The following is a 20,259-nucleotide window of genomic DNA, read 5'->3' as shown; positions in this document are numbered from 1 at the left end:
GATGGAAGAATACTTTAAATAATCTTCGTTTAATTGTTCAACCTCTTTTATTATTTTGGTTGATTTATCCCTGGCTAAATGTTTTTCCCAATTCCGATTTATTGCTTGGATTTAATCACCTAATTTTTACAATGAACCAATTTAAACCTTTTTTCTCTTCTGGATAATTTCATTTATTTACTACTTGCTTATTTCGGAAAGTGACAGAAGAGGGCTATGGCGGATTTCTTGCCAGAGGTGATCTAATCTGTCTAAAGATCCACTTAAACCTGTATCACTACGGAAAAGGTTGCGATCGTAGGGAAAAACTTCAGCTTGGGTTGCGGCGATCGCTTCATCTGCTGAGAATTTCTGATGACCCTCACCACGCAATCCCGCTGCACCAACGCCTTGGACACTGCGCTGTTTGGCTTGTTCTCCTAAACTAATTGCATAGTTAGCCGCCGACTGTCCCGACCAATAACCAGAAGACATTGCCCAAGCTGCATTATGACTACCACCACCTGTAAAACCACCACAGATTAATTCCCGTGTGGCTGCATCTCCCGCCGCATACAATCCACTGACGGAGGTAGCACAAGTGTAGTCAGCAATCCGAATTCCCCCAGTACCGCGGACAGTTCCTTCTAAACGCAAGGTGATGGGGAATCGTTGAGTAAAGGGGTCAATCCCAGCGCGATCGAAGACAACAAAGAAGTTCGGTTGAGAGGCTCGCATCCAAGCTTGTGTGGCCTCATCCATATTTTGGTCGAGACGCGCATACACAGGCTGATTTAGCAATGTTTTAGCAATCACAGAACGACCGCGCTTAGAACCTGCACCTTCAATAACCGTGCCATCTTCATAAGTAAAAGAAGCCCAATCGTAATAACGAGTCTTGGTGACAGAAGAAAACGCTGGAGAAATTGCGTAAGCATTAGAAAACTCCATCCCAGAGAAGTCAGCCCCCGCCTCAGCTGCCATTAAATAACCATCTCCAGTTAAGACATTACAACCCAGAGCCTTACTCAAGAAAGCACAGCCACCTGTAGCAATCACAACTGCGCCAGCTTTAACTGCCCAAGATTCCCCAGATTGGCGATTAATTCCCTTAGCCCCAGCTACAGCGCCTTCTGCATCTACGAGCAATTCTAAAGCGGGGCTATGGTCTAGAATTTTCACCCCTGCTTGCTTAATCCGTTTCCGCATGAACCGCATATATTCTGGGCCTTGTAAGGAACGGCGGATAACTTGCCCATTAGCATCAACACTGAAACGATAACCCTCATCTGCCAGAGAATTAATGTTGTCGTAGGTACGATCTAATACCCTGGTCATCCAGTGCCGATCTGCTAAAAAGCCTCCCATTGCTTCCCGACTAGCCATTGCTGCTTCCCGTTGTTCTGGATCTGGTGGGATATACCAAACACCATTTCCAGAAGCGGCGGCTGCACCACTTGTACCGCAGTAACCTTTGTCTACTAATACGACTTTTGCACCACTGGTTGCCGCACTCCAAGCTGCCCAAGTCCCAGCCGGGCCACCGCCAATCACTAAGACATCGGCGGTTAAATTAATCTGAGAAGCATCTTGATGGATACTATTCATGAAATTGACTCCTATACAAGTAAGAAAAGAGGAAAGATGGAACTTCCCCAAAGATGGGAGATTAAAAATGGGTAAACCTTTGAGGGATGAGGCATTTGCCCATCTTTAATCTCAAAATCCGAACTCAACAATCTCTAACTAGCAAGAAACTGCTTTGTGGAACTTAAGAGTTTCAATCCTGCCGATGTCAAAGGTTCGGTGGGATTTTTTAACGATATTTGAGAAAACTCAAAAGACTTATTTGTCAGGTCAGACGAGGTTTTTCGATAAAATACTAATTATTGACCGATTTAGTAGGATTTAATTTAGCAGTATTACATTACACTCCAGAAAATTCAAGTCCTTAGCAGATTAAATATATGACAATCTAATAATATGTAAGACAAATACTTAAAAAAGCTAAACATGATAGATCTTTCGCCGGACAAGATCATTCATCGCGCGATCGCACTCAGGCATACTAATTAACCTGAGTTCGGGTTAAGCACTTTGAGATAAAAGCCATTCCATTTGAAGGCTGGGTTTTTTCGGTTGATGGCAATAAGCAATTAATCCACAAAGAACGTTAACGCAAAAATTAACGGGACTTCGATGTCTAGAATGTTCAATCTGAGAAATATTTTTGATTTGGTCGTTAATGGTCTCTGCGGATGGAGCGTTTACGGGATAAAAGCAAGTCATGGAGAAGCATCAACTTGTTTTTCATGTTGCGACGGGGTTTAGCAAAAAATTGAATGCCGAAGTCTTCTAAAAGTTGATCAGCTAGTTTTTGAGAAATATAGCCGCGATACCTTCGGTGAGCTTCGCTAACGCCAAAAATTTTGCCAAAAAGCTCACTCACTCAGTAAATCAGGAACTGGTTGACGGTCATCAATATTACCAGGGGTGAGAGTTACATTTAAGAGTTGACCCAGTTCATTGACGACTTTTATGTTGCTTGAAGCCATAAAACCAATCCACCGAAGTTTTACCACGAGCAGCTAAACCTTCAAATACCTTATGCCTAGAAATCCGACGATTATGACAGACTTTTAGACAGCTTGAATCGATAAAACCTATACCCGTACAAGTTCCAAAACAATGCTTTAGGTAAACGCACAAAGGTATTAAGGTTGATGGTATCCATTCAATGAATCGTTGATAACTTGGCAGTGCTGGAAAAGCACAACTCCATTGCTGTTTGACATGATTCAAATAAAAATGCTTAAAATTCCGGTAGTGATTTTGATGAAATGTAATCAGTATCGTCATTATTTCACTTAAACATAGACTTCTAGCCCGAATCCTTTTTTTTTCCTCCATGTAATAACAGCTTTTTATGCCATTGGCTTTCAAACGCCTGACAGAAATCATCTACATGGCAGAATAAAGATTCTAAACTAAACATAGGACAGGTGCTGGATTTGACGTTATTTTCAGCTTACTACCTGTCCTTTTCCTTATCCCGAACTCAGGTTAAGTAAATCAAGCAGCTATGATAAATAGCTGAAAAGCTTACTATACAGGTTTCTTAAATTTCAGACTTCAGCCTTTTTATACTAGCCTCTAGCCTATGTCTCTCTATCAAGATGTACTTGACTCAACCCAGAAACGCTGTAAAGAGTTATGCAACAACCTCAGATTGGAATAGACATTGGCGGAACAAAAATGTTGTTGCTTGCTAAAACAGCAACAGGGCTTCAATCTAGGAAGATTGCCACAGGTTGGGAATTTTCAAGTGTAGACGCTGATATGGCAATTGCTAGTTTCTTGAATGAACTACCAGCCCCTCCAAGCTCTATAGGGATTGCTATTCCTGGACTAGTCGATGAGTCTGGACAAGTTATCGTCAGCGATGTACTGCCAAAACTTAACGGTTGGTTGCCTTCTGTTAAAAACAACTTTCTATACCATGTCTGTGTCCTAAATGATTCTGATGCAGCACTAATTGAAGCTAGGCATGAGGTTGGTTCACCAGCACACATAACATTAATCATCGTTGGCACGGCTATTGGTGCATCTTGTTGGGTAAATCAACAATTTCTGCGAGGCGCAAAAGGTTGGGCTGGCGAACTTGGAGCTATCCCCATCATTACAGCACAGGGCAGCAAAATTTTAGATCAACTCGCAGGTGGGGCAGCACTGTTGCAACGCTTAGGTATTGATGCTCAACAGTTAGCTACTTTAGTCGAGCAACAAGATGCTTTGGCCTTAGACGCAATCAAAGATGCAGGATGCTGGTTAGGAATAGGGATTGCCACTACCATTCATTTGTTTAACCCAGAAGTTCTAGTGTTGGCGGGAGGAACACTAAATTGGCACGGCTACCTTGAAGCAGCATTAATTAGCGCTCAGAAGCATTGTATCCCTGAACTATGGAAAGAATGCCGAATTCATGTCAGTATTCATGGTGGGCTACTGGTTGCTTTAGGAGCAATGCGGGCAGCAGCTAAGTTTGAACAGAAACTCTAAGGATTTTATCAAATGCCTACTGACAGCCTCAGATCAGCCACGCATCTCCATCAAATTACCTGAAGAATAGAGCCGCAGACCATGATAAAACACCCCTGCACCGACTGACAAGACTGCGATCGCTCCAGCTACAGCGAGAATTGTATGTATTAAAGAAAACTGTCGTAGTGCTTCAATAGGCAAATAAGTGACGAAACCAGCCGGAATCAAAGTGTACAAGAGCAACTTAACCCAGCCTTCAAATAATGTTGCTGGATAAGTGCTAAAAGTTAGCATGGCATTTCGCCACTGCTGCGTCAGTCCTTCGGAATTCCCAATATAAAAACTTAAGCTACCTGCCATGACATTAAAGCCGATGTATACCCCAGCCGATGAAATCGTCAATGCTGTGAACATAGCCAAATGCAGTGCATCCGGTTTGACAAAAAACAAGTACACTCCATAGCCAAATAACAAATCCCCCCAAGATGTAGCACTCATTTTTCCTAGCAATAAGTGGGGTAAGAGAGTACGTGGGTAGAGCATCCATACATCCAACTGTCCCCGGACAATTAAACCACTAATTCGTAAAGCATTACCACAGATGGCATGAGCTAAACCAAAACCTGATGCTGCTAATGCCCACAGAGTAATAACATCTTGTACAGTCCAACCTCGTAACACTGGAAAACGTTGGAAAAAAAGCATCCAAAATGTCACCCAAACTAAGTTATTCAAAACCATCGCTATTACTTGGGTGATAAATGCGCCACGGTATTCTAAATGCGCTTTAAGATTGAGGCGGATATATGCGGCTGCTAATTTCAAGTAAGAAGTTATACGCCAAAACATTGCTCTGAGATTTTTAATTTTCAAATTTACCCTTATCCTCCATTTGCATGGATGCGTTTCACGGCTGTGCTGTAAACTAAGACTACTAATAAACTAAGTACACCTATCGCTAATGCTTGGCGGATGAGTAATTCCCCAGCAAAGGCTAAGTCTGGCTGGACAAATAAACGTACCGGGCCATAGATAATACTGGCAAAGGGTAGATTTTTTAGTAATGGTTGCCATTGTTCAGGAAGCAGATCTAAAGGTATAAGCATTCCTCCTAAAATCATGGTGATCCGTGAATAAATCAGCATCAAACCTGTGGTATTTTCCAACCAAAAGGCTCCTAAACCGACTAAGAATGTTGCTAAAAAATCTAGGACAAAGGCTAACGGTAGGGACAATAAGAATAACAAAATACCTGGCAGATTTAAGGGAATGAAGCCGACGAATAGTAGAGCTAGTGCCATAGATACTGTAAGATTTAGCCCAAAGCGGACTGTGCGTTCTCCTAAAGTAGTCCACAGGCGATACAACGGGTAAGATAGGGGACGGATTAACTGGACTGCTAAAGCTCCCGTTCGGACATCTTCGTCTACTTCTTGGGCAACGGTGGGAGCCGAAAGCACTATTGATTCGGTTATGCCTAAATACCAAAGCATCTGAGCTAATGTTAAGTCTCCTAATTGTTGGGCGTTAGTTTCTGCATAAGTAACACGCCACAGTTGCAGGAAAATGTAGAGAATTACAAACAAAAAAACAGCCCGTGAAGCTACTTCTGTTATGTAAGCCAGATTAGAGCGTGCCGAAGTCCAACCAATTCAGATATATTTGCTGAGATTGTTCATTTGGGGGCTGCTTGAGAGTAAATGTGAGCAATAACTTCTTCTAGTGGTGGGTCTTCAATGGCAATATCCGCGACCGAACCTGCTTGTAGAATGTGACTCATCACCGCTTCAATGGGGGTGATGCGAGTATTTATTTCCAATTTGAGGGCGTATTCCGTTTTTTTGAGTTCAGTAACGCCGGGAAGCATGATTTTTGGGGCTGTTTCATGAAATCTCACACTCAGAATTTTTGAGCCTAGATAGTCGCGGCGCATAGCAGAGATTTTGTCATCAAGCACAACTCTTCCGTGGTTAATGACGACGACTCGTTGGGCTACTCGTTCGATGTCTCCTGCATCATGACTGGTGAGAAATACGGTTATGCCTTCGTTGTGATTCCATTCGCGGATGAAGTCGCGTAATTCTTGACGAGCAATTACATCTAGACCAATGGTAGGCTCATCGAGAAATAATAATCGCGGTTTGTGTAGTAAACTAGCTGCAACTTCAGCCCGCATCCTTTGGCCTAAAGAGAGCTTACGCACTGCGTTATTCCAAAAGGGTTTGAGGTCAAAACGTTCAACTAGGAAATCACGGCGTTTGATATATTCTTGGTGGTCTAGGTTGTAGATACGGGCTAATAATTCTAAGGTGTCGCGGGGCGGTAGATGATATCAAAGTTGCGATCGCTGTCCAAATACTACCCCAATTTGATAAGCCAGTTCACGCCGATTTTTCCAAGGGTTCAAACCTAACAAAGCAGCCTGACCAGAGGTGGGATATAAAATCCCTGTCAGCATTTTAATGGTTGTCGATTTACCTGCACCGTTTGGCCCAATGAAGGCGATCGCTTGACCATCGGGAACCGTCAGCGTAATATCATCCACAGCCACAATGTCAGTCTGCTTGCGGTTTCTACCCCAACCTTGAGTCAGGCTAAATGTCTTGCGTAAATTTTTCAGTTCGACGGCTGTCATTACCGATGAACTCCTAAAGTATACATTACATATATACTACAAAAGTGATTTTCATGCCTACTTTCATTCATACTGTTTTATCGTGCTGATGTTGGGCGGGATAATTGAAGCACTCTCTCAACCAAAAGCTCACATCACTTAAGTTTATCGATTTGAACAAAAATAATATTTGTTTTTAGTCATTAACTTCTTTACCGTAAATATCAACTACTTGATAAATAATTTATCCGAAACTAAAACCAAAATTACGAATTTTCTTAGAGAGGAAGCAATGAAAAAAACAATTTCTCAAAAATTAACTAATTAGATAGTAACGGCCGTATTTTTGGTACTGGTAGCAGGGTTTTATTTATTTGATCAACCCAGCGCCAAGGCTCAATCACTCACACCATCTACAACTACAGAATCTACACATAATCCTGTAATATCTGTAACAGAAAACGTTAGGTATTTACTAGCAACTAACGAGTGTGTAGGCTGTAATTTAATGGGAGCCTATCTTAAAGATAGCAATTTACAAAATGCAAATTTAGCAAATGCCAACTTACAAACAAAGTGCAGATTTAGAAAGAGCTAATTTACAAGGAACTAATTTGCAAGGTGCTAATCTTCAAGATGCAGATTTAGGTAAGGCAAACATCCTAGGGGCAAACTTAGAGAATGCAAACTTATTTGATGCAGATTCAGAAAAGGCTAATCTCACAGGCGCAAGTATTATTGGCGCAAACTTTCAAGGGGCTAATTTAGAAAAAGCAATCACACCAATCGGCTTGTCAAGATAGTAATAAGATTTAGCTATACCATAAAAATCTAAGTGGATATCTCCATTTTTCAAACCTCCAAACCTCCTCTTAGTAAGGGGAGGTGCTGAAGATAGTGGGTTTTTTCTATGCGTCTTTATAAAGAGTTAATATTAGTTTTTTGTGGTTTATTTAGGTTGATAATCAGCAGTTTAGTTTTACTAAATTAATTTGTAATTATTTCATTAGATATATATAACTAGCTAAATTATATCCTTGGAAATAATAGAACTAGCCTCCTCAAGAAAGAGGCTATCTACTCGGTGGTAAGACACAATTAAGTTAATTGCAACTAAGCTTGCCTATTAGTAGATAGGTCTATTTGTTGCGATAATTTTTATCTTTGTCATTTGTTAGGCATAGATGAAATTAACTTAGTTCACTCTATCACATAAATCAACGATGAAAAATCTAATTTTGAGTAGCTTATCTTTATTACTGATATCTACTGCAATTGCCCCTGCTTATGGGAGGGAAAAAACAGTAGCTAATTCCACAGCATTAGTTAGCAGTGAAGATTTCACTACTTCAATAAAACCTTTTAATCTTGTAAGCTTGGCTTATCAAGGGCAGTTAAAAAATCCGGGTATTCCTGGTTATGGTAGCCTTCTTCAGGCTTATGAAACTAGACAAATTAGTGCTAAAGATGTTGTTAACAGCGCATTTTTGGCTAACAAATTACCATCACAATTCTTAAATAACCGAGAATATATCAATGCAGTCAAGAATATTCTAGATGGATTTACCAGAAATAATATTATCACTTAAACCATCTGTAAGTATTCAGGAGTCAGAAGGTTTAAAGAATAAGGAGAAATATTTGATGAATTAATTTGCTAATTCTATAGATATTTCTAAATTCTGGCTTCTGACTCCTGGGTGCTGAATTCTTACAACCATCTTTTATACAGAGTGTTTCCGGTAAATGAAGTACAAAGATAGGGGCGTAGAATTACGCCCTTAGATAAATTAATTTTATTAATTTAACAAATAAATAAAATTGCGGATTTAAAATTTTATACATATACTGAACCTAAAACACTGTTAATTCTGTATACCTTTTAACCCTACTCAGAAAATATCTGCTGTTAGGTAGAGGTGATAAATATCAAATATGCTGAATAATTTTTCCGTAACTCAATGGAATTACTGGTTTTGCCATTACGACAGGCAAATTGAGGGGCTGGAGGGACAGCTTAGAGACAGTTTTTTAACATTCAATATGAAAAACGTTACAAATTTTTGATTGTTAGTAATTATTCAATTTTTCCTTGAGTAAACATACTGATACTATGAACAATAGCACTTTTATATCCGAGCCAGTTGGCGAAACAAATGATGTTGAAGTTTGGCTGGCTAGGGCTGGTCTAAAATTTGAAGACTTAGGCAAAGATGTTACGAGTACGGCCATCCGCATACAATGGCGAGAATACCAAACTGCTGTCCACAGATGTTCTATACTTTTGCACCTACCAGCAGATGCTATTCAATTAAGCGGTGCCTATGCCCATTTACGAGTACCTTGTGTTGCTTCGAGAAACTTTGAAATAAATTGTTAGACTAGTACAATCAGGCAAAAGTAAAAAGAAAAAATAGTAATACCATCAGCCTTTTGCTAAATCCACATGGTTTGTTGATTTCCGCTAATTTGTACTAGTGCGATCACTTACAGATTTTCAATGTCTAACACTGCTTTCTTTGCCCAAATAGCTTTTTAAAATTCTTGCTCTTTGCGTCGTTGCGTGAAGCAAAAATCATCCTCTTGATCAACAAAGCCAACAGTTTTAGTTTGGTGCAGTTTCATCGGAAAGGGTAGTGATGATTTCTGACAATTGGCGATCGCTCTCTTCTGGTGTTTCCTTCCCTAAAGAGGTATCTTTCACTAAACGGTAAATATCGGCTGCACCGTAAAAAATGCGCTCAGTTAAACCTAACTCTTGAAAGGTTTCGGCAATCTCTTCCATTTCTCCTATCCAACGATGTGCTTTTGGTGTCATGGATGGAATGGAACGAACAAGTATATTAGCAAGTTCCGGCTGGCTAGTAGATACTTCGCTCCAGAGTTCCTTATCTAAACCTAAACGATGGGCTGCAATCAGCAATTCTGTACTAATTGCTGTTAGTCCTTTGGTAAGGGCTGCATAAGACATCTTCAACCCAGAAGCCCGACCAATTTCATCGCCAATGACTCGGATATCCAATCCGTAATTACTGAGTTGTTGAAATTCCACGGCTGGTTTACCAGAAGCATAGATACGAGTGCGTCCGGGAACTCTGGGAGGTGGGCCGATAATAGAAGCATCGACAAATGTTGCGCCAGATGATTCGATGATTTGAGCGATAGTTTTGACCTTTTGGGGTGCGATCGCATTAGCATCGACATAAAGAATCTGTTTCCCCACATTCCCTATAACCTCAGCTACTTGCTGGGCTACCTCTGCGGCGGCTGCGGGGACTAAAACGGATAAGATTACATCAGATTCAATTACCAACTGTGTAAGAGAACCCACATCTTGAATGTTAGCAGCGGCGGCTAATTGGCGGGTTCTTGGACTGCGATCATCTAGGGCTGCAATAGTCCTTATACCATTTTGATTGAGAACAGATGCGATCGCCTGTCCCATATCACCAGGACTTAAAATACCGACTGTTTGAATTGCCATAAAAAGCTTGATTATGCCTTGTATTCAGCTTTTAACTAAGATGCTGCTTTTCGTGATTGAGTTCTAGGCTAAACTACTGTAAATTGATAGAGTTATCGTATTTAGCTGATTAGAAACTTATCACAACTTATTTCCACAAAGCAAGCTATTCAACGACAAAACCAAGTATGTCAGAAATTGCCGATTTATCAGCTGCTCAACTGTTGTCGCTGTATAGCGATCGCCAATTGTCACCAGTTGCAGTCACCAAAGCTGCCTTAGAACGGATCAATACTTACAACAGTTCAGTTAATGCCTACTCCATCTGAGTACAGATGGTGGCGGTTCTTCCAGAACACCAGCGGCGTTAACAGGTGTGTTTGGTCTCAAACCGACTTTTGGGCGTGTTTCTGGTTATCCATCAGCCCATACTGGTTCATTGTTTCATGTTGGCGTTATCGTTCGTACTGTGACTGATGCCGCACTCACGTTAAATGTCATAGCCCATCCTGATGTACGTGATTGGTATGCTTTACCAGATGAGTCGCAGGACTATACTTCTGATTTAGCTCAGGGTGTAGCCGGATTGCGAATTGCTTACAGTCCTGACGTTGGCTACGCTGATGTTGATTCAGAAGTAGCTGCTTTAGTTAAAGGTGCAGTTGATGTGTTTGCTAAACTCGGTGCAATTGTCGAAGAAGTTGATCCAGGTTTTGTGAACCCTCGCCCTATTTTCCAAACTTTTTGGCAAGCTGGTGCAGCCAAACTGCTACGTGGCTTTAAGTCCAGAACAACAAGCTGTGATTGAAGAAGGTTTATACCAATTCACCAAAATCTTGATACACATACAAGAACTCGTAGGGGCAAACGGCTGTTTGCCCCTACACCTGTATTTGCATCATCCATAAAGTGAAATGGTATTACAAGCTACAGCCAAAGAAGGCGATCGCCTCACCTTAACAAAATATCTCCATGCCCAAGATGCCCGTGAAGCATTGGGACGGCAAATGCAAAGATTTCATCAAAACTACGATTTACTGCTGACTCCCACCTTACCAATAGTTGCTTTTCCTGTTGGACAAAATCGGCCTCCATCATATATCGATCATCAGCACAGAGATTGGACACCTTTTACATATCCTTTCAACCTCACACAACAACCTGCTGCATCTTTACCTTGTGGCTTCACTAAAAACGGTTTGCCTGCTGGTATACAAATTGTTGCTGCCAAATATCGAGATTTGCTGGTATTGAAAGCAGCTAAAGCTTATGAAAATGTTTCTCCTTTCATCATGTCCTTAGCAATCAATCAAAATCTTGCCCAGCGTTAGTTCTGACTGAAGAACTCAATAAGTTACTCGCAGATGAAGGCTGAGTATAAATTTGTTGCTTGTTTTCTTTTAACCTGCTCTAGATATACATAGCAAAGTAATCATTATAGATTTCTGTATTAGTCATAACTGTGAGTTCTATTTGTTTCTGTTCTGCATCTGTAGCTGGACTTGCGGCAGAATCTAAGCTTTCTTGGGGAATAAAATCACCACAGTATTCATTTGCGGGTAAGGCTGCGTTCATCTTTTGGGGATAACTCAATTTGAGATTATTCATGATGGTGATGAACTGAGTGCGGCTGCGATCGCTAAATCTAGGATTGAGGCGTTTTTCTTCGCCGATGGTGGAAACTGTACGTCCTTTGTAGTCATGCGCCGGATATACGAATGTATCATCTGGCAAGGTGAATAAGCGTTCTGTCACCACATCATATAAAGTACCGGGATCACCTTCCTGAAAATCTGTGCGTCCACAACCACGAATCAATAAGGCATCCCCGGTTAAGAGGTGGGTTTTGTTGACTAAATATGCGATGTGGCTGGCGGTGTGACCTGGTGTAAAAATTGCGGCAATGATGACTGAGCCGACTTCGAGGATTTCGCCACCAACAAGGGAGCGATCGGCTTTGGTCACAGCCGGATTTTCGGGAACAATCACCTGACAGCCTGTTTTTTCTCGGAGTTTGCCTGCACCTGTGATGTGATCGGCATGAAGGTGTGTTTCTAAACAGTAGCGGAGTTTTAATCCCAGTTCATCGAGGGATTGCAAATCGCGGTCAACTTGCTCGAATACAGGATCAACTAAAACCGCATCACCTGTCTGCTGATCGGCAATGAGATAAGTGTAACTACTGCTTTCTGGGTCAAAAAATTGTCGAAATAGTAAGGTTGACTGGGATATTGCCGAATTGTGTTCGCTGGTGGCGCTATTCAACAAAGGCATAGCTGGAATAGGACGCACACGCACTGGTAATGACTGTAATAAAGTCTGAGATAATTCCTGTGCTTGTATGCGTAATTCAGGAACAGCGATCGTTTCCCACAAATCCCCCTTGCGTGGAGTTCCCAAGGTATAAAGCAAGGTCGAAACCCGATCATTTGCTGTATATAAAGCACCATCGGCATTTGTATCTAAGCCTAAACCGATGACATTGGGGCGAATTAATCCTTGCGATCGCAAATTATCAATTAGGGGATGAGGCGATCGGCGATAATCTGCGGCTACCCCTGTACAATTCACCACCCGACGGACGTTTAAGACTGTATTTGTCTGGGTTTTGCGCTGAGATATAGTTACCGCTACCCCCTCTGGCAATACTTGATATTCTTGAATCCGTCCTGGGGAAATGATGAGTTGACCAGAATCTAGCATTTCTCTGACTACATCTGCTACTTTTTGAGCAATGCGATGACGATGCACATCCCAATAAGGTGTTAAATGACGCAAAAAACGCTGCTGTTCTACTGTCGGTAATTCTTGCCAAATTTGTTGAGTGATGGGGCGCAAAGAATCAATGACGGCTCGCCAATCGTAACCTTGGGTTGCCGCAATTTCTATCTCGGTACGTAGCCAATGTAACCAACCGCGGACAGTTTTGGGTGAGGTTTCGGGAGTCAAGCCGTGGCGATAAGGTTGAGATGCTTGATGTTGTTGCGGGAATAATCCTCGCCGAGATACAGCATAAATTTTGCCCCGATGTTGGCGATCGTGGAGAGATAATACCATATCTACCATCGTTAATCCTGTACCCACAAGCAACACAGCAGCATCAGGATCAAGGTCTGCTAGTGCATCGGCTGACCAAGCATTCCGCCGATAACTTTGATTTTTATCTGCATAATCAATTGCCGGAGGAGTAAAAGGCGCGTTTCCTAATGCTAAAACTACTTTGTCGGCAGTAAAACAGCGACCACTACGCAAAGAGATCATTGCACCTTTGTCTTCTGGTTCTATTCCTACCACTTCATCTGTCAAGCGTTCTAGGCGGATATCACTAGGTGCTGTAGCTTCGGCTTCTGCCAAAACTGACTGAATATATAAACCATAAACCTTACGAGGTATGAAGCTACTAGGATTGACTTCTGCCGATAAAAATGACGTTAATTCGTTGTTGTTATGGTGTAGCCAGCGCAGCAGATGACCAGGATCATGGGCAAATGCACTCATGTTACCTGCCGAAACATTCAGCAAATGACAGTTAGTATCTGTGCTGTAGGCAATACCTTTACCAATCTGATGACTACGTTCAATCAGCTTGATAGTGAGGGGTTGGCTGGCAGTTTTCAATAGGTGCGTAGCGACGAGAGAACCACTAAAGCCTCCGCCAACAATAACTATCGTGGTTGGAGAATTGGTAGTTAAAGAATTAAGCTTCATGGCAGTCTGATGTCGATAGTTATAGCGAATTTTTCCAGCCTGTTTGCCAGGAATAAATCTATTTGCAATTCAGCTAACAAAATTCATATTTGATGTCATATAAATTCTCATAATACTCTGGTTTAGCTTATAAAGTACATTTAATCGGTAGAAAAACCGTATTTATTGATTAGACAGCAATAATCAATACCTTTGCCAAAAATTAATTTCCGAAATGCGAAAAGTTTTGTGGACGGAAAGCGTCCCCACAAACTTTTCCAGACAGAGGACAAAACTTGTATTTTCTGCCTCCTGCCTCCTGCCCTGTGCCTTTCTTCGGTAATGTTAATTGGTAGGTGAATTGTCTGGTTTACGTAGAGGTGGTTCTCCTCCACTCATCAAAGTGACTGAATCTTCAGCTTCTTCGCCTACAGACCACCCCACCACCCAGCTACGATTGTTTTATCCGTCTGCGCCAAGAGTTTTAGCTTAGGTAAAGCTTCCTGAATCTCTAACGCACCAGCAGCAAAACATGACCAAAACCTAACTTCAGCGTCAGCATCATCCAACCCTTGGATAATTACGCTCACTGCTGGCTGATAGAGATTTTTTGGTAACTCCTGAGAAAGCTTATTGCCGATTCCTTCTAATGCTTGCGCTCTAATAAAAGGAACCTCAGTTTTGTTAGCTGCTACTTCGGTCAGCGTACTAATTACTTCCTGAGTTGCTTCACAATTTGACAGAAAAGAGAGGGCATATACCACGCTATTTCGCTGTGTAGGATCGGAACTAGTGGAGAGAATAGACAATAAAGATTTTAAATGTTGCTCAGTCGCAATCAGGCTCAGGGAAGTTGCTGCTTGCATCCATAATTCACGACGTTGACCCGACAAAATCCGAATCAGGGAATCAGCGTCTCGATCATCTCCCACTTGTCCGATTAACCAACAAGCTGTCTGTGCTTTCTCAAAGTCAAGGGTATCAATCCAATTACCACTACGGGAAGCGAACCCCAGGCTTTCGAGTGTTTTGATCGCACCTACGGCTTCGGGAAATTTATTCTTTACTTGTTGAAGATTCATGATAGGAATCAGTACTTACTACTTACTGGGATAGTCGAATCGTGTTATGGTTCAACTTAGCCTAATCAGTGATTTTAGTACTCGATCAATAAATCATCTTATTTTAATAAGATTCATATTTGTTAAATACTTGCACTTCGCCTTTTTTATTAAATGCCATCACCGAAAAGGGCTGTTTTGTATCTCCTATTTCCATTCCTGGTGTACCTACAGGCATGGCTGGGACAGCTAAACCTAAAAGTTGCGGCTTTTGCTTGAGAAAACGCTTGATGTCATCAGCAGGAACATGGCCTTCCATAACGTAGCCGTCAATAATTGCTGTATGACAAGATGCGAATTCTGAAGGTAAATTATATTTTTGTTTAATTGCCTCTATTTCATCGGTTTTAATATCTTGTTTGATTGTAAAACCGTGCTTTTGTATATGTTCTAGCCAATCTCCACAGCAGCTACAGCTAGGACTACGATAAACAATTATTTCCTGCTTGCCTGTATAAGATTCAGTTTGATTGTCCCAGATACTGGCGGCGATCGCTGATGTAGAATTACTAGTCATCATCACTAAAGTAAAAATTATCACGCCCAGTAAGGCACGCAGTGATTTACTCATCCCAGAAACAAAAAATTTGTACATTCTCAATACCTACTTTTATATAAAACTCTTAGTTGATTTTTACAAACTTATGTAAATTTTACCTAATTTTTTTGCTATTTTCTCCACAAATATGGTTAGTCCTCAAAGGAGATGCGTACATAAAGAATTATTACTCCAATATGCTCCCATCTCTAGCCCTCAAATCCAATGCAATTTTGGCTTGTGCCTTGCTTTGATTCTATAAGTAAGTAGGTCAGTGTTAAAAATTGTCGTTATGACAAGGCAGAAGGCAGGAGAGAAGAGGTTTTCAAGCCACTTTACTTCTCGTTACATAGTTCGGTCTATTTGCATCGTTCTACTTACACAATATAGTTAGCATCAATGAACTCCAAAGCTGAACGGGAAAACTAAACATCGCTTGACGTTTGCCTATGTTACAATGTAGTATAAAGTTGTTTAGTTACTATAGCAATTCTCAGGCAGATGAAATACACCCCACCCGCGCTATCGCGCGTCCTCCCCTTGATAATAAGAGGGTTGGGGAGGGGTAATTTTGACCACACCAGAGTTGGGAAAGCTATAACTACTGGCGCTAACAACCAGTCTATACTTGTAGTATGTAATGTGCATCTCGTTGAATTTCGCTCAAACTTAAGTTTCTTAACACCTTGATGAAAAAAAATAATTAAAGTAATTTTTATTTACATGGATGAATGTAGCAGTCCTCAATGGGTTGTAAAACATCGATTTTCTATTCCTTCTCTCCACAAGTAGTTGAGAAATCGAAGAGGACTGCTATAGTTGAGCAAACATTTTTACGAAAGTAAGTAAAAATATGGAATTTAATTATTTTAGTAGCAACGAAAGTACATCCAATAATAAACAGCAAAACTTACTTACTAGCGGTTGGCGACCATTACAACGAGATTTAGATTGGGAATTTTTATGCCAACTTGCACAGAATGATAGTAAGGAATTCGCCCAAAAAACCTTTAATTTAGCTAGTACATTTAGTGAAGTTTTAGGGAGAAATAATTTTACTTGGTGGGCAAACTTATTAGGTGTAGCGTCTGAGAATACCCGTTATGAATTAGAGAAATTCTGGAATTATATTACACCCGACCCGCAATCACCAGACCATCGATATAAAGATGTTCTGAGTACAGAAACACCGATATTACAATTTGTCAGCCGCAACAGTATACCCATTGATTATGTTTTGAACCGTCTCCAAGAAATTACTGTTTTACGGGTCTTACAAATTTTAGGCCGACCGAATGTAATTACCCAGTATTACTCCGAAAGAGATTTTTATTTTCCGGTGGAGAAGTTTATCAACTGGGATCGACTAGATGTTGTCAATACTGTGAATGCTTATTGGTCAATGTATGACATTTGGCTGCAAATTGAGCCGTACGATCGCGGACGACGACAATATACTTTAATGTCTAAAGATTTAGCGCCATTAGTCAACAAAGCTACCTACGATTTAGCGGTGATGTTAAGTGGCTATCAAAGTCGTGTGGGTAAGGTTCATAGCCAATTTCCCATTCGCACCTTTCCCACAGAGATTCAAAGTTTTACCGACGCATTACAACAAGCGGTTCTCAATCAAAATCAGTTAGCAGTGGTGGTACATGGCGAACCAGGTACAGGTAAAACCGCTTGGACACAAGCCGTAGCCAAAGAAATTCTCATGCCTTTGGGGTTTGTCATATTTATTTTAGATCATGATGCGATCGCTAATTTTGTCCCGCCAACTTACTTAGAGCGTATCTGTATTATTATTAACGAAGCTGACAACTTAGCTCAAAATCGCGCTTCGGAAATAGCCCAATCTAATAATAAAACCGAACATATTTTGAGTTTGTTGGATGGCACTTTATACCAAAGCGTTATTGATGAATCTGGGATTCAAATGAAACAAAGGTTAGTTGTATTGATGACTTGCAACACCACCGAAAGATTAGATCCCGCAATGTTACGTAAAGGGCGGGTAGATTTAATCGCGGAATTTACACAGCGGTTTGTGTAAATCTATTGATAAGTTTGCTCAATTTTCAATTGGCGATCGCAAGTGTGGATGATTCTCATCACACTCCTGTACAAACTAATCATGGAAATACCTAGGGGGCTACGTTGCCCATATTTTACTTCTAAACCCTCAAACCAAGTTTGAAATTGCTGGTCAGACCAACCTTGAGCCTCATCTTCCAGACAACCCCTGAACATTTCCAACCCACATTCACCAGGAAATTCAGCTGCTATAGCTGCAAGTCGGCACTCTTCCATAGCTTCCACAACGGCAATCATCACAGTAGTGCGAGTCCTTTTGCTAAAATTGCTGTATTGATTGTCGCTAAACGATGTGTGCATAATAATTACGATTTTATGAAAAAATCGTTAATAGTTGAGTACCACCTGCTTTACGCTTATTTACATTTATTCAACTAAACTGCCAAATTTCCTTGTTCCTTAAGAAGCATTTGTCTGTCTTCTCTATGGGAGATGCAGTGATGCTACGTTAAATTTTGTGGTGTTTCACAATTGATTCATCCACCACAATTGATGAATTCTCTTTTGCTCAACCAGATAAAAATGTCACAACCTCACTCTGTCACAATAGACGATGTAAAAGCAGCACAAGGGCGGCTTGCAGGAATAGCGCATCAGACACCTGTTTTAACGTCTAGACTAGTGAACGATCGCACCCATAGCCAAGTGTTTTTTAAATGCGAAAACTTTCAACGCACAGGCGCATTTAAATTTCGGGGTGCGTACAATGCCTTAGTACAGTTATCAGAAATCCAAAAGCAACAAGGCGTAATTACATTTTCCTCTGGGAATCATGCCCAAGCGATCGCCCTCGCGGGAAAGTTACTGCATATTCCTACAACTATCGTGATGCCTGATGATGCGCCAGAAGTAAAGCAACAAGCCACCCGCAGTTATGGCGCAGAGGTAATTTTATACAATCGCCAAGAAACTGACCGCGAAGAATTAACCAAAACCTTAGCCAGCGATCGCCAGCTTACCTTGATTCCGCCTTACGATCATCCCCATGTTATCGCCGGACAAGGAACCACAGCCTTAGAATTCATCCAAGAAGTTGGGCAACTAGATTTATTATTAGTTTGTTGTGGCGGTGGCGGATTAATATCAGGATGTGCGATCGCCACAAAAGCACTGTTACCTAAGTGTCAAGTTATTGGTGTGGAACCAGAACTTGCAGATGATGCAACTCGTTCTTTTCACAGCAAAACTCTGCAAACCGTGATTAATCCACCTACAATTGCTGATGGTGTGCGGACTCCCAGCTTAGGTAAATTAACCTTTCCCCTAGTACTAAATTACGTCGATGATATGGTGACCGTATCGGAAACCGCCATTATTAATAGTATGTTTCTCCTGTGGGAACGCCTCAAAATTGTCGTTGAACCCACCGGTGCATTAGCCGCAGCCGCCTTACTCAGCGGTGTGGTGTCAGTAAAAGACGCGAAAATAGGTGTAATTATCAGTGGTGGTAATGTAGATTTAGCAAAGGTTAAGCAGTGTGTAACTTTCTCTCAAACCTAGCCCCCAACTCCTTCCCTAGAAGGCTATCCATTAGTCAGATCTTTCTTAACATGGATGTAAAGCAGAGTCAGAGGAAGTGAGAGGAGTAAACGATTTCTATACGGAGTAAAATCCATCCTCTAAGAACTTGATTATTCAAGGATTGGGTAAAAGTCACTCTCACTTTTACAACCAAGCAATTATCTTGGCATTTTCGGGTAATTTTGCGTTTTTCTGCCCAGCCATCCGGGCTTGAATGACAAACACACTAATAGGAGTATTGAATAAATCTACAAGACTGGCTTTACCTGCGATCGCCTTTACTGTATTTTTCGGTATTTCCTTAAATATCCAGCGGACTAACCGATGTCCACATTCGGGAAGTGTTAATTCTGGCATAAGTTCTGTACCATACAATTCATGCAAATAGCGATTTGAGCGCCCATAGCGTCGCCATTGACTGGCAAGTTCTTTGAGTGTGGTACGGTGGCGGTGTTGTACAGTCGCCTGGGATGCAAACTCTAAACGCCCAAGATTTTGCTGTAAAATCCGCCAGCAAATATCTGCATCACCACCAGTAGTTAAATAAGGACGAAATAAGCCGACTTTTTCTAAAGCGATGTGGCGAATTGCTAAATTGGCAGTTTGTCCATAGGGACAAAAAGGATGAGCTAAAGTATGCTTTTGCGATAAGATATCCTGAAGTTCGGCGTATTGTTCTAGTAAAGTATTCCCTGGTAGTGCTGTAATTTCCCCAGCAACAATCACCACCTCGGAATTTACAAAAGGTTGGATGAGTGATTCTAGCCATTGGGGTTGGGGATGGCAATCAGCATCCGTAAAAGCGATAATTTCTCCAGTAGCGGCGCGAATTCCTGTATTTCTTGCAGCGTAGGAACTTTGAATTTGATTTTCGCTCAAAGCTCGAATTGTAATTGCCGAATTTGCCGCAGCTTCTTGGAGTAGGGTGAGGGTGCGATCGCTACTATTATTATCCACCAACAAATATTCTACGCGGTCTTTGGGGTAGGTTTGCGCCGACAAACAAGCAATCAACGCTGATAAATCAGCTTCAGCATTATAAATAGGAACAACCACCGACACCATAGGTAAAAATCTGGCGGCGGTGGTTGTATCAACTGGCTGATAATTCATAAGATTAGGGATTTTGGCAATGGGATTACTCATTATTATTCCCAATCCCCAAATCCTATGAAGGTTTAATCAGGCAGTTTTTTTCACT

At 41.3% G+C, this 20,259-nt stretch carries 19 protein-coding genes and 3 pseudogenes; 11 read left to right on the top strand and 11 right to left on the bottom strand.

All coding sequences use genetic code 11. The features are described 5' to 3' along the window. Positions 1 to 167 (top strand): annotated as a pseudogene (locus tag IQ244_RS12525) (IS701 family transposase); the annotation flags it as partial. 13 nt (positions 168 to 180) lie between these two features. On the opposite strand, the gene IQ244_RS12520 reads toward IQ244_RS12525, so the two are convergent. Next, positions 181 to 1,587, bottom strand: a complete 1,407-nt coding sequence (locus IQ244_RS12520; RefSeq protein WP_228058882.1) for an FAD-dependent oxidoreductase — start codon at positions 1,585 to 1,587, stop codon at positions 181 to 183. Positions 1,588 to 2,067: 480 nt separating this feature from the next. After that, a pseudogene (locus IQ244_RS12515) lies at positions 2,068 to 2,974 on the bottom strand (IS982 family transposase). 218 nt (positions 2,975 to 3,192) lie between these two features. Here IQ244_RS12515 and IQ244_RS12510 point away from each other — a divergent pair. Continuing rightward, a complete protein-coding gene (locus tag IQ244_RS12510; RefSeq protein ID WP_193894381.1) occupies positions 3,193 to 4,038 on the top strand; it encodes an ROK family protein in 846 nt (281 codons plus the stop codon). A gap of 33 nt (positions 4,039 to 4,071) precedes the next feature. Here the strand turns inward: IQ244_RS12510 and IQ244_RS12505 are convergent, their stop codons facing one another. The 3 genes and pseudogenes from IQ244_RS12505 to IQ244_RS12495 all read right to left on the bottom strand — a co-directional run bounded on the left by IQ244_RS12505 (position 4,072) and on the right by IQ244_RS12495 (position 6,655). Continuing rightward, positions 4,072 to 4,869, bottom strand: coding sequence for an ABC transporter permease (locus IQ244_RS12505; protein WP_193894378.1), 798 nt, complete (start codon positions 4,867 to 4,869; stop codon positions 4,072 to 4,074). A gap of 32 nt (positions 4,870 to 4,901) precedes the next feature. Then, positions 4,902 to 5,606: an ABC transporter permease gene (locus tag IQ244_RS12500; protein ID WP_228058881.1), complete on the bottom strand. Its 705-nt coding sequence runs from the start codon at positions 5,604 to 5,606 to the stop codon at positions 4,902 to 4,904. 89 nt (positions 5,607 to 5,695) lie between these two features. Further along, positions 5,696 to 6,655: pseudogene (locus IQ244_RS12495) on the bottom strand (ABC transporter ATP-binding protein). A gap of 487 nt (positions 6,656 to 7,142) precedes the next feature. Here IQ244_RS12495 and IQ244_RS33375 point away from each other — a divergent pair. The 4 genes from IQ244_RS33375 to IQ244_RS12480 all read left to right on the top strand — a co-directional run bounded on the left by IQ244_RS33375 (position 7,143) and on the right by IQ244_RS12480 (position 9,014). Continuing rightward, a complete protein-coding gene (locus tag IQ244_RS33375) occupies positions 7,143 to 7,232 on the top strand; it encodes a pentapeptide repeat-containing protein (protein WP_416209772.1) in 90 nt (29 codons plus the stop codon). After that, complete coding sequence (locus IQ244_RS33230) at positions 7,192 to 7,437, top strand: pentapeptide repeat-containing protein (RefSeq protein WP_322746060.1); 246 nt, start codon at positions 7,192 to 7,194, stop codon at positions 7,435 to 7,437. The genes IQ244_RS33375 and IQ244_RS33230 overlap by 41 nt, the downstream gene beginning before the upstream one ends. A 420-nt stretch (positions 7,438 to 7,857) precedes the next feature. Beyond that, positions 7,858 to 8,223 (top strand): hypothetical protein, encoded by a 366-nt coding sequence (locus IQ244_RS12485; RefSeq protein WP_193894375.1) that lies wholly within the window; start codon positions 7,858 to 7,860, stop codon positions 8,221 to 8,223. Between the two features lie 524 nt (positions 8,224 to 8,747). After that, positions 8,748 to 9,014, top strand: coding sequence for a hypothetical protein (locus tag IQ244_RS12480; protein ID WP_193894372.1), 267 nt, complete (start codon positions 8,748 to 8,750; stop codon positions 9,012 to 9,014). 225 nt (positions 9,015 to 9,239) lie between these two features. Here IQ244_RS12480 and IQ244_RS12475 read toward each other — a convergent pair whose 3' ends face one another. Continuing rightward, a complete protein-coding gene (locus tag IQ244_RS12475; protein WP_193894368.1) occupies positions 9,240 to 10,118 on the bottom strand; it encodes an NAD(P)-dependent oxidoreductase in 879 nt (292 codons plus the stop codon). A 167-nt stretch (positions 10,119 to 10,285) separates the two neighbouring features. On the opposite strand from IQ244_RS12475, the gene IQ244_RS32470 reads away from it, so the two are divergent. The 3 genes from IQ244_RS32470 (at position 10,286) to IQ244_RS12465 (ending at position 11,428) form a co-directional block, all read left to right on the top strand. Further along, complete coding sequence (locus IQ244_RS32470) at positions 10,286 to 10,426, top strand: hypothetical protein (RefSeq protein WP_228058880.1); 141 nt, start codon at positions 10,286 to 10,288, stop codon at positions 10,424 to 10,426. A gap of 47 nt (positions 10,427 to 10,473) precedes the next feature. Next, complete coding sequence (locus IQ244_RS12470; RefSeq protein WP_322746059.1) at positions 10,474 to 10,905, top strand: amidase family protein; 432 nt, start codon at positions 10,474 to 10,476, stop codon at positions 10,903 to 10,905. A 106-nt stretch (positions 10,906 to 11,011) separates the two neighbouring features. Further along, positions 11,012 to 11,428 (top strand): amidase family protein, encoded by a 417-nt coding sequence (locus tag IQ244_RS12465; protein WP_228058879.1) that lies wholly within the window; start codon positions 11,012 to 11,014, stop codon positions 11,426 to 11,428. 79 nt (positions 11,429 to 11,507) lie between these two features. Here IQ244_RS12465 and IQ244_RS12460 read toward each other — a convergent pair whose 3' ends face one another. The 3 genes from IQ244_RS12460 to IQ244_RS12450 all read right to left on the bottom strand — a co-directional run bounded on the left by IQ244_RS12460 (position 11,508) and on the right by IQ244_RS12450 (position 15,500). Further along, complete coding sequence (locus IQ244_RS12460; protein WP_193894365.1) at positions 11,508 to 13,805, bottom strand: FAD/NAD(P)-binding protein; 2,298 nt, start codon at positions 13,803 to 13,805, stop codon at positions 11,508 to 11,510. A 407-nt stretch (positions 13,806 to 14,212) separates the two neighbouring features. Further along, entirely contained in the window at positions 14,213 to 14,866 is a 654-nt protein-coding gene (locus tag IQ244_RS12455; protein WP_193894362.1) for a HEAT repeat domain-containing protein, read from the bottom strand. A 103-nt stretch (positions 14,867 to 14,969) separates the two neighbouring features. Continuing rightward, a complete protein-coding gene (locus IQ244_RS12450) occupies positions 14,970 to 15,500 on the bottom strand; it encodes a DUF411 domain-containing protein (protein ID WP_193894359.1) in 531 nt (176 codons plus the stop codon). A gap of 796 nt (positions 15,501 to 16,296) precedes the next feature. On the opposite strand from IQ244_RS12450, the gene IQ244_RS12445 reads away from it, so the two are divergent. After that, entirely contained in the window at positions 16,297 to 17,496 is a 1,200-nt protein-coding gene (locus IQ244_RS12445; protein WP_193894356.1) for an AAA family ATPase, read from the top strand. Positions 17,497 to 17,498: 2 nt separating this feature from the next. Here the strand turns inward: IQ244_RS12445 and IQ244_RS12440 are convergent, their stop codons facing one another. Then, a complete protein-coding gene (locus IQ244_RS12440; RefSeq protein WP_193894341.1) occupies positions 17,499 to 17,837 on the bottom strand; it encodes a hypothetical protein in 339 nt (112 codons plus the stop codon). 222 nt (positions 17,838 to 18,059) lie between these two features. On the opposite strand from IQ244_RS12440, the gene IQ244_RS12435 reads away from it, so the two are divergent. Continuing rightward, positions 18,060 to 19,037: a threo-3-hydroxy-L-aspartate ammonia-lyase gene (locus IQ244_RS12435; protein ID WP_193894338.1), complete on the top strand. Its 978-nt coding sequence runs from the start codon at positions 18,060 to 18,062 to the stop codon at positions 19,035 to 19,037. A gap of 165 nt (positions 19,038 to 19,202) precedes the next feature. Here the strand turns inward: IQ244_RS12435 and IQ244_RS12430 are convergent, their stop codons facing one another. Further along, the gene (locus IQ244_RS12430) at positions 19,203 to 20,171 is read right to left on the bottom strand and encodes a glycosyltransferase (RefSeq protein ID WP_193894397.1); all 969 of its coding nucleotides are present in this window, start codon (positions 20,169 to 20,171) and stop codon (positions 19,203 to 19,205) included. Positions 20,172 to 20,259 lie beyond the last annotated feature (88 nt).

This window comes from Nostoc sp. LEGE 06077, from assembly GCF_015207705.1.
Classification (GTDB): Bacteria; Cyanobacteriota; Cyanobacteriia; order Cyanobacteriales; family Nostocaceae; genus Nostoc_B.
The sequence above is the reverse complement of the archived record's forward strand: the minus strand, read 5'-3'. Positions and strand labels throughout refer to the sequence as shown.

Bases quoted from the DNA above. Each gene is read 5' to 3' on its own strand.
- IQ244_RS12520 (WP_228058882.1), bottom strand. From the start codon at position 1,587: ATGAATAGTATCCATCAAGATGCTTCTCAGATTAATTTAACCGCCGAT.
- IQ244_RS12510 (WP_193894381.1), top strand. From the start codon at position 3,193: ATGCAACAACCTCAGATTGGAATAGACATTGGCGGAACAAAAATGTTG.
- IQ244_RS12505 (WP_193894378.1), bottom strand. From the start codon at position 4,869: ATGTTTTGGCGTATAACTTCTTACTTGAAATTAGCAGCCGCATATATC.
- IQ244_RS33375 (WP_416209772.1), top strand. From the start codon at position 7,143: ATGGGAGCCTATCTTAAAGATAGCAATTTACAAAATGCAAATTTAGCA.
- IQ244_RS33230 (WP_322746060.1), top strand. From the start codon at position 7,192: ATGCCAACTTACAAACAAAGTGCAGATTTAGAAAGAGCTAATTTACAA.
- IQ244_RS12485 (WP_193894375.1), top strand. From the start codon at position 7,858: ATGAAAAATCTAATTTTGAGTAGCTTATCTTTATTACTGATATCTACT.
- IQ244_RS12480 (WP_193894372.1), top strand. From the start codon at position 8,748: ATGAACAATAGCACTTTTATATCCGAGCCAGTTGGCGAAACAAATGAT.
- IQ244_RS12475 (WP_193894368.1), bottom strand. From the start codon at position 10,118: ATGGCAATTCAAACAGTCGGTATTTTAAGTCCTGGTGATATGGGACAG.
- IQ244_RS32470 (WP_228058880.1), top strand. From the start codon at position 10,286: ATGTCAGAAATTGCCGATTTATCAGCTGCTCAACTGTTGTCGCTGTAT.
- IQ244_RS12465 (WP_228058879.1), top strand. From the start codon at position 11,012: ATGGTATTACAAGCTACAGCCAAAGAAGGCGATCGCCTCACCTTAACA.
- IQ244_RS12460 (WP_193894365.1), bottom strand. From the start codon at position 13,805: ATGAAGCTTAATTCTTTAACTACCAATTCTCCAACCACGATAGTTATT.
- IQ244_RS12455 (WP_193894362.1), bottom strand. From the start codon at position 14,866: ATGAATCTTCAACAAGTAAAGAATAAATTTCCCGAAGCCGTAGGTGCG.
- IQ244_RS12450 (WP_193894359.1), bottom strand. From the start codon at position 15,500: ATGTACAAATTTTTTGTTTCTGGGATGAGTAAATCACTGCGTGCCTTA.
- IQ244_RS12445 (WP_193894356.1), top strand. From the start codon at position 16,297: ATGGAATTTAATTATTTTAGTAGCAACGAAAGTACATCCAATAATAAA.
- IQ244_RS12440 (WP_193894341.1), bottom strand. From the start codon at position 17,837: ATGCACACATCGTTTAGCGACAATCAATACAGCAATTTTAGCAAAAGG.
- IQ244_RS12435 (WP_193894338.1), top strand. From the start codon at position 18,060: ATGTCACAACCTCACTCTGTCACAATAGACGATGTAAAAGCAGCACAA.
- IQ244_RS12430 (WP_193894397.1), bottom strand. From the start codon at position 20,171: ATGAATTATCAGCCAGTTGATACAACCACCGCCGCCAGATTTTTACCT.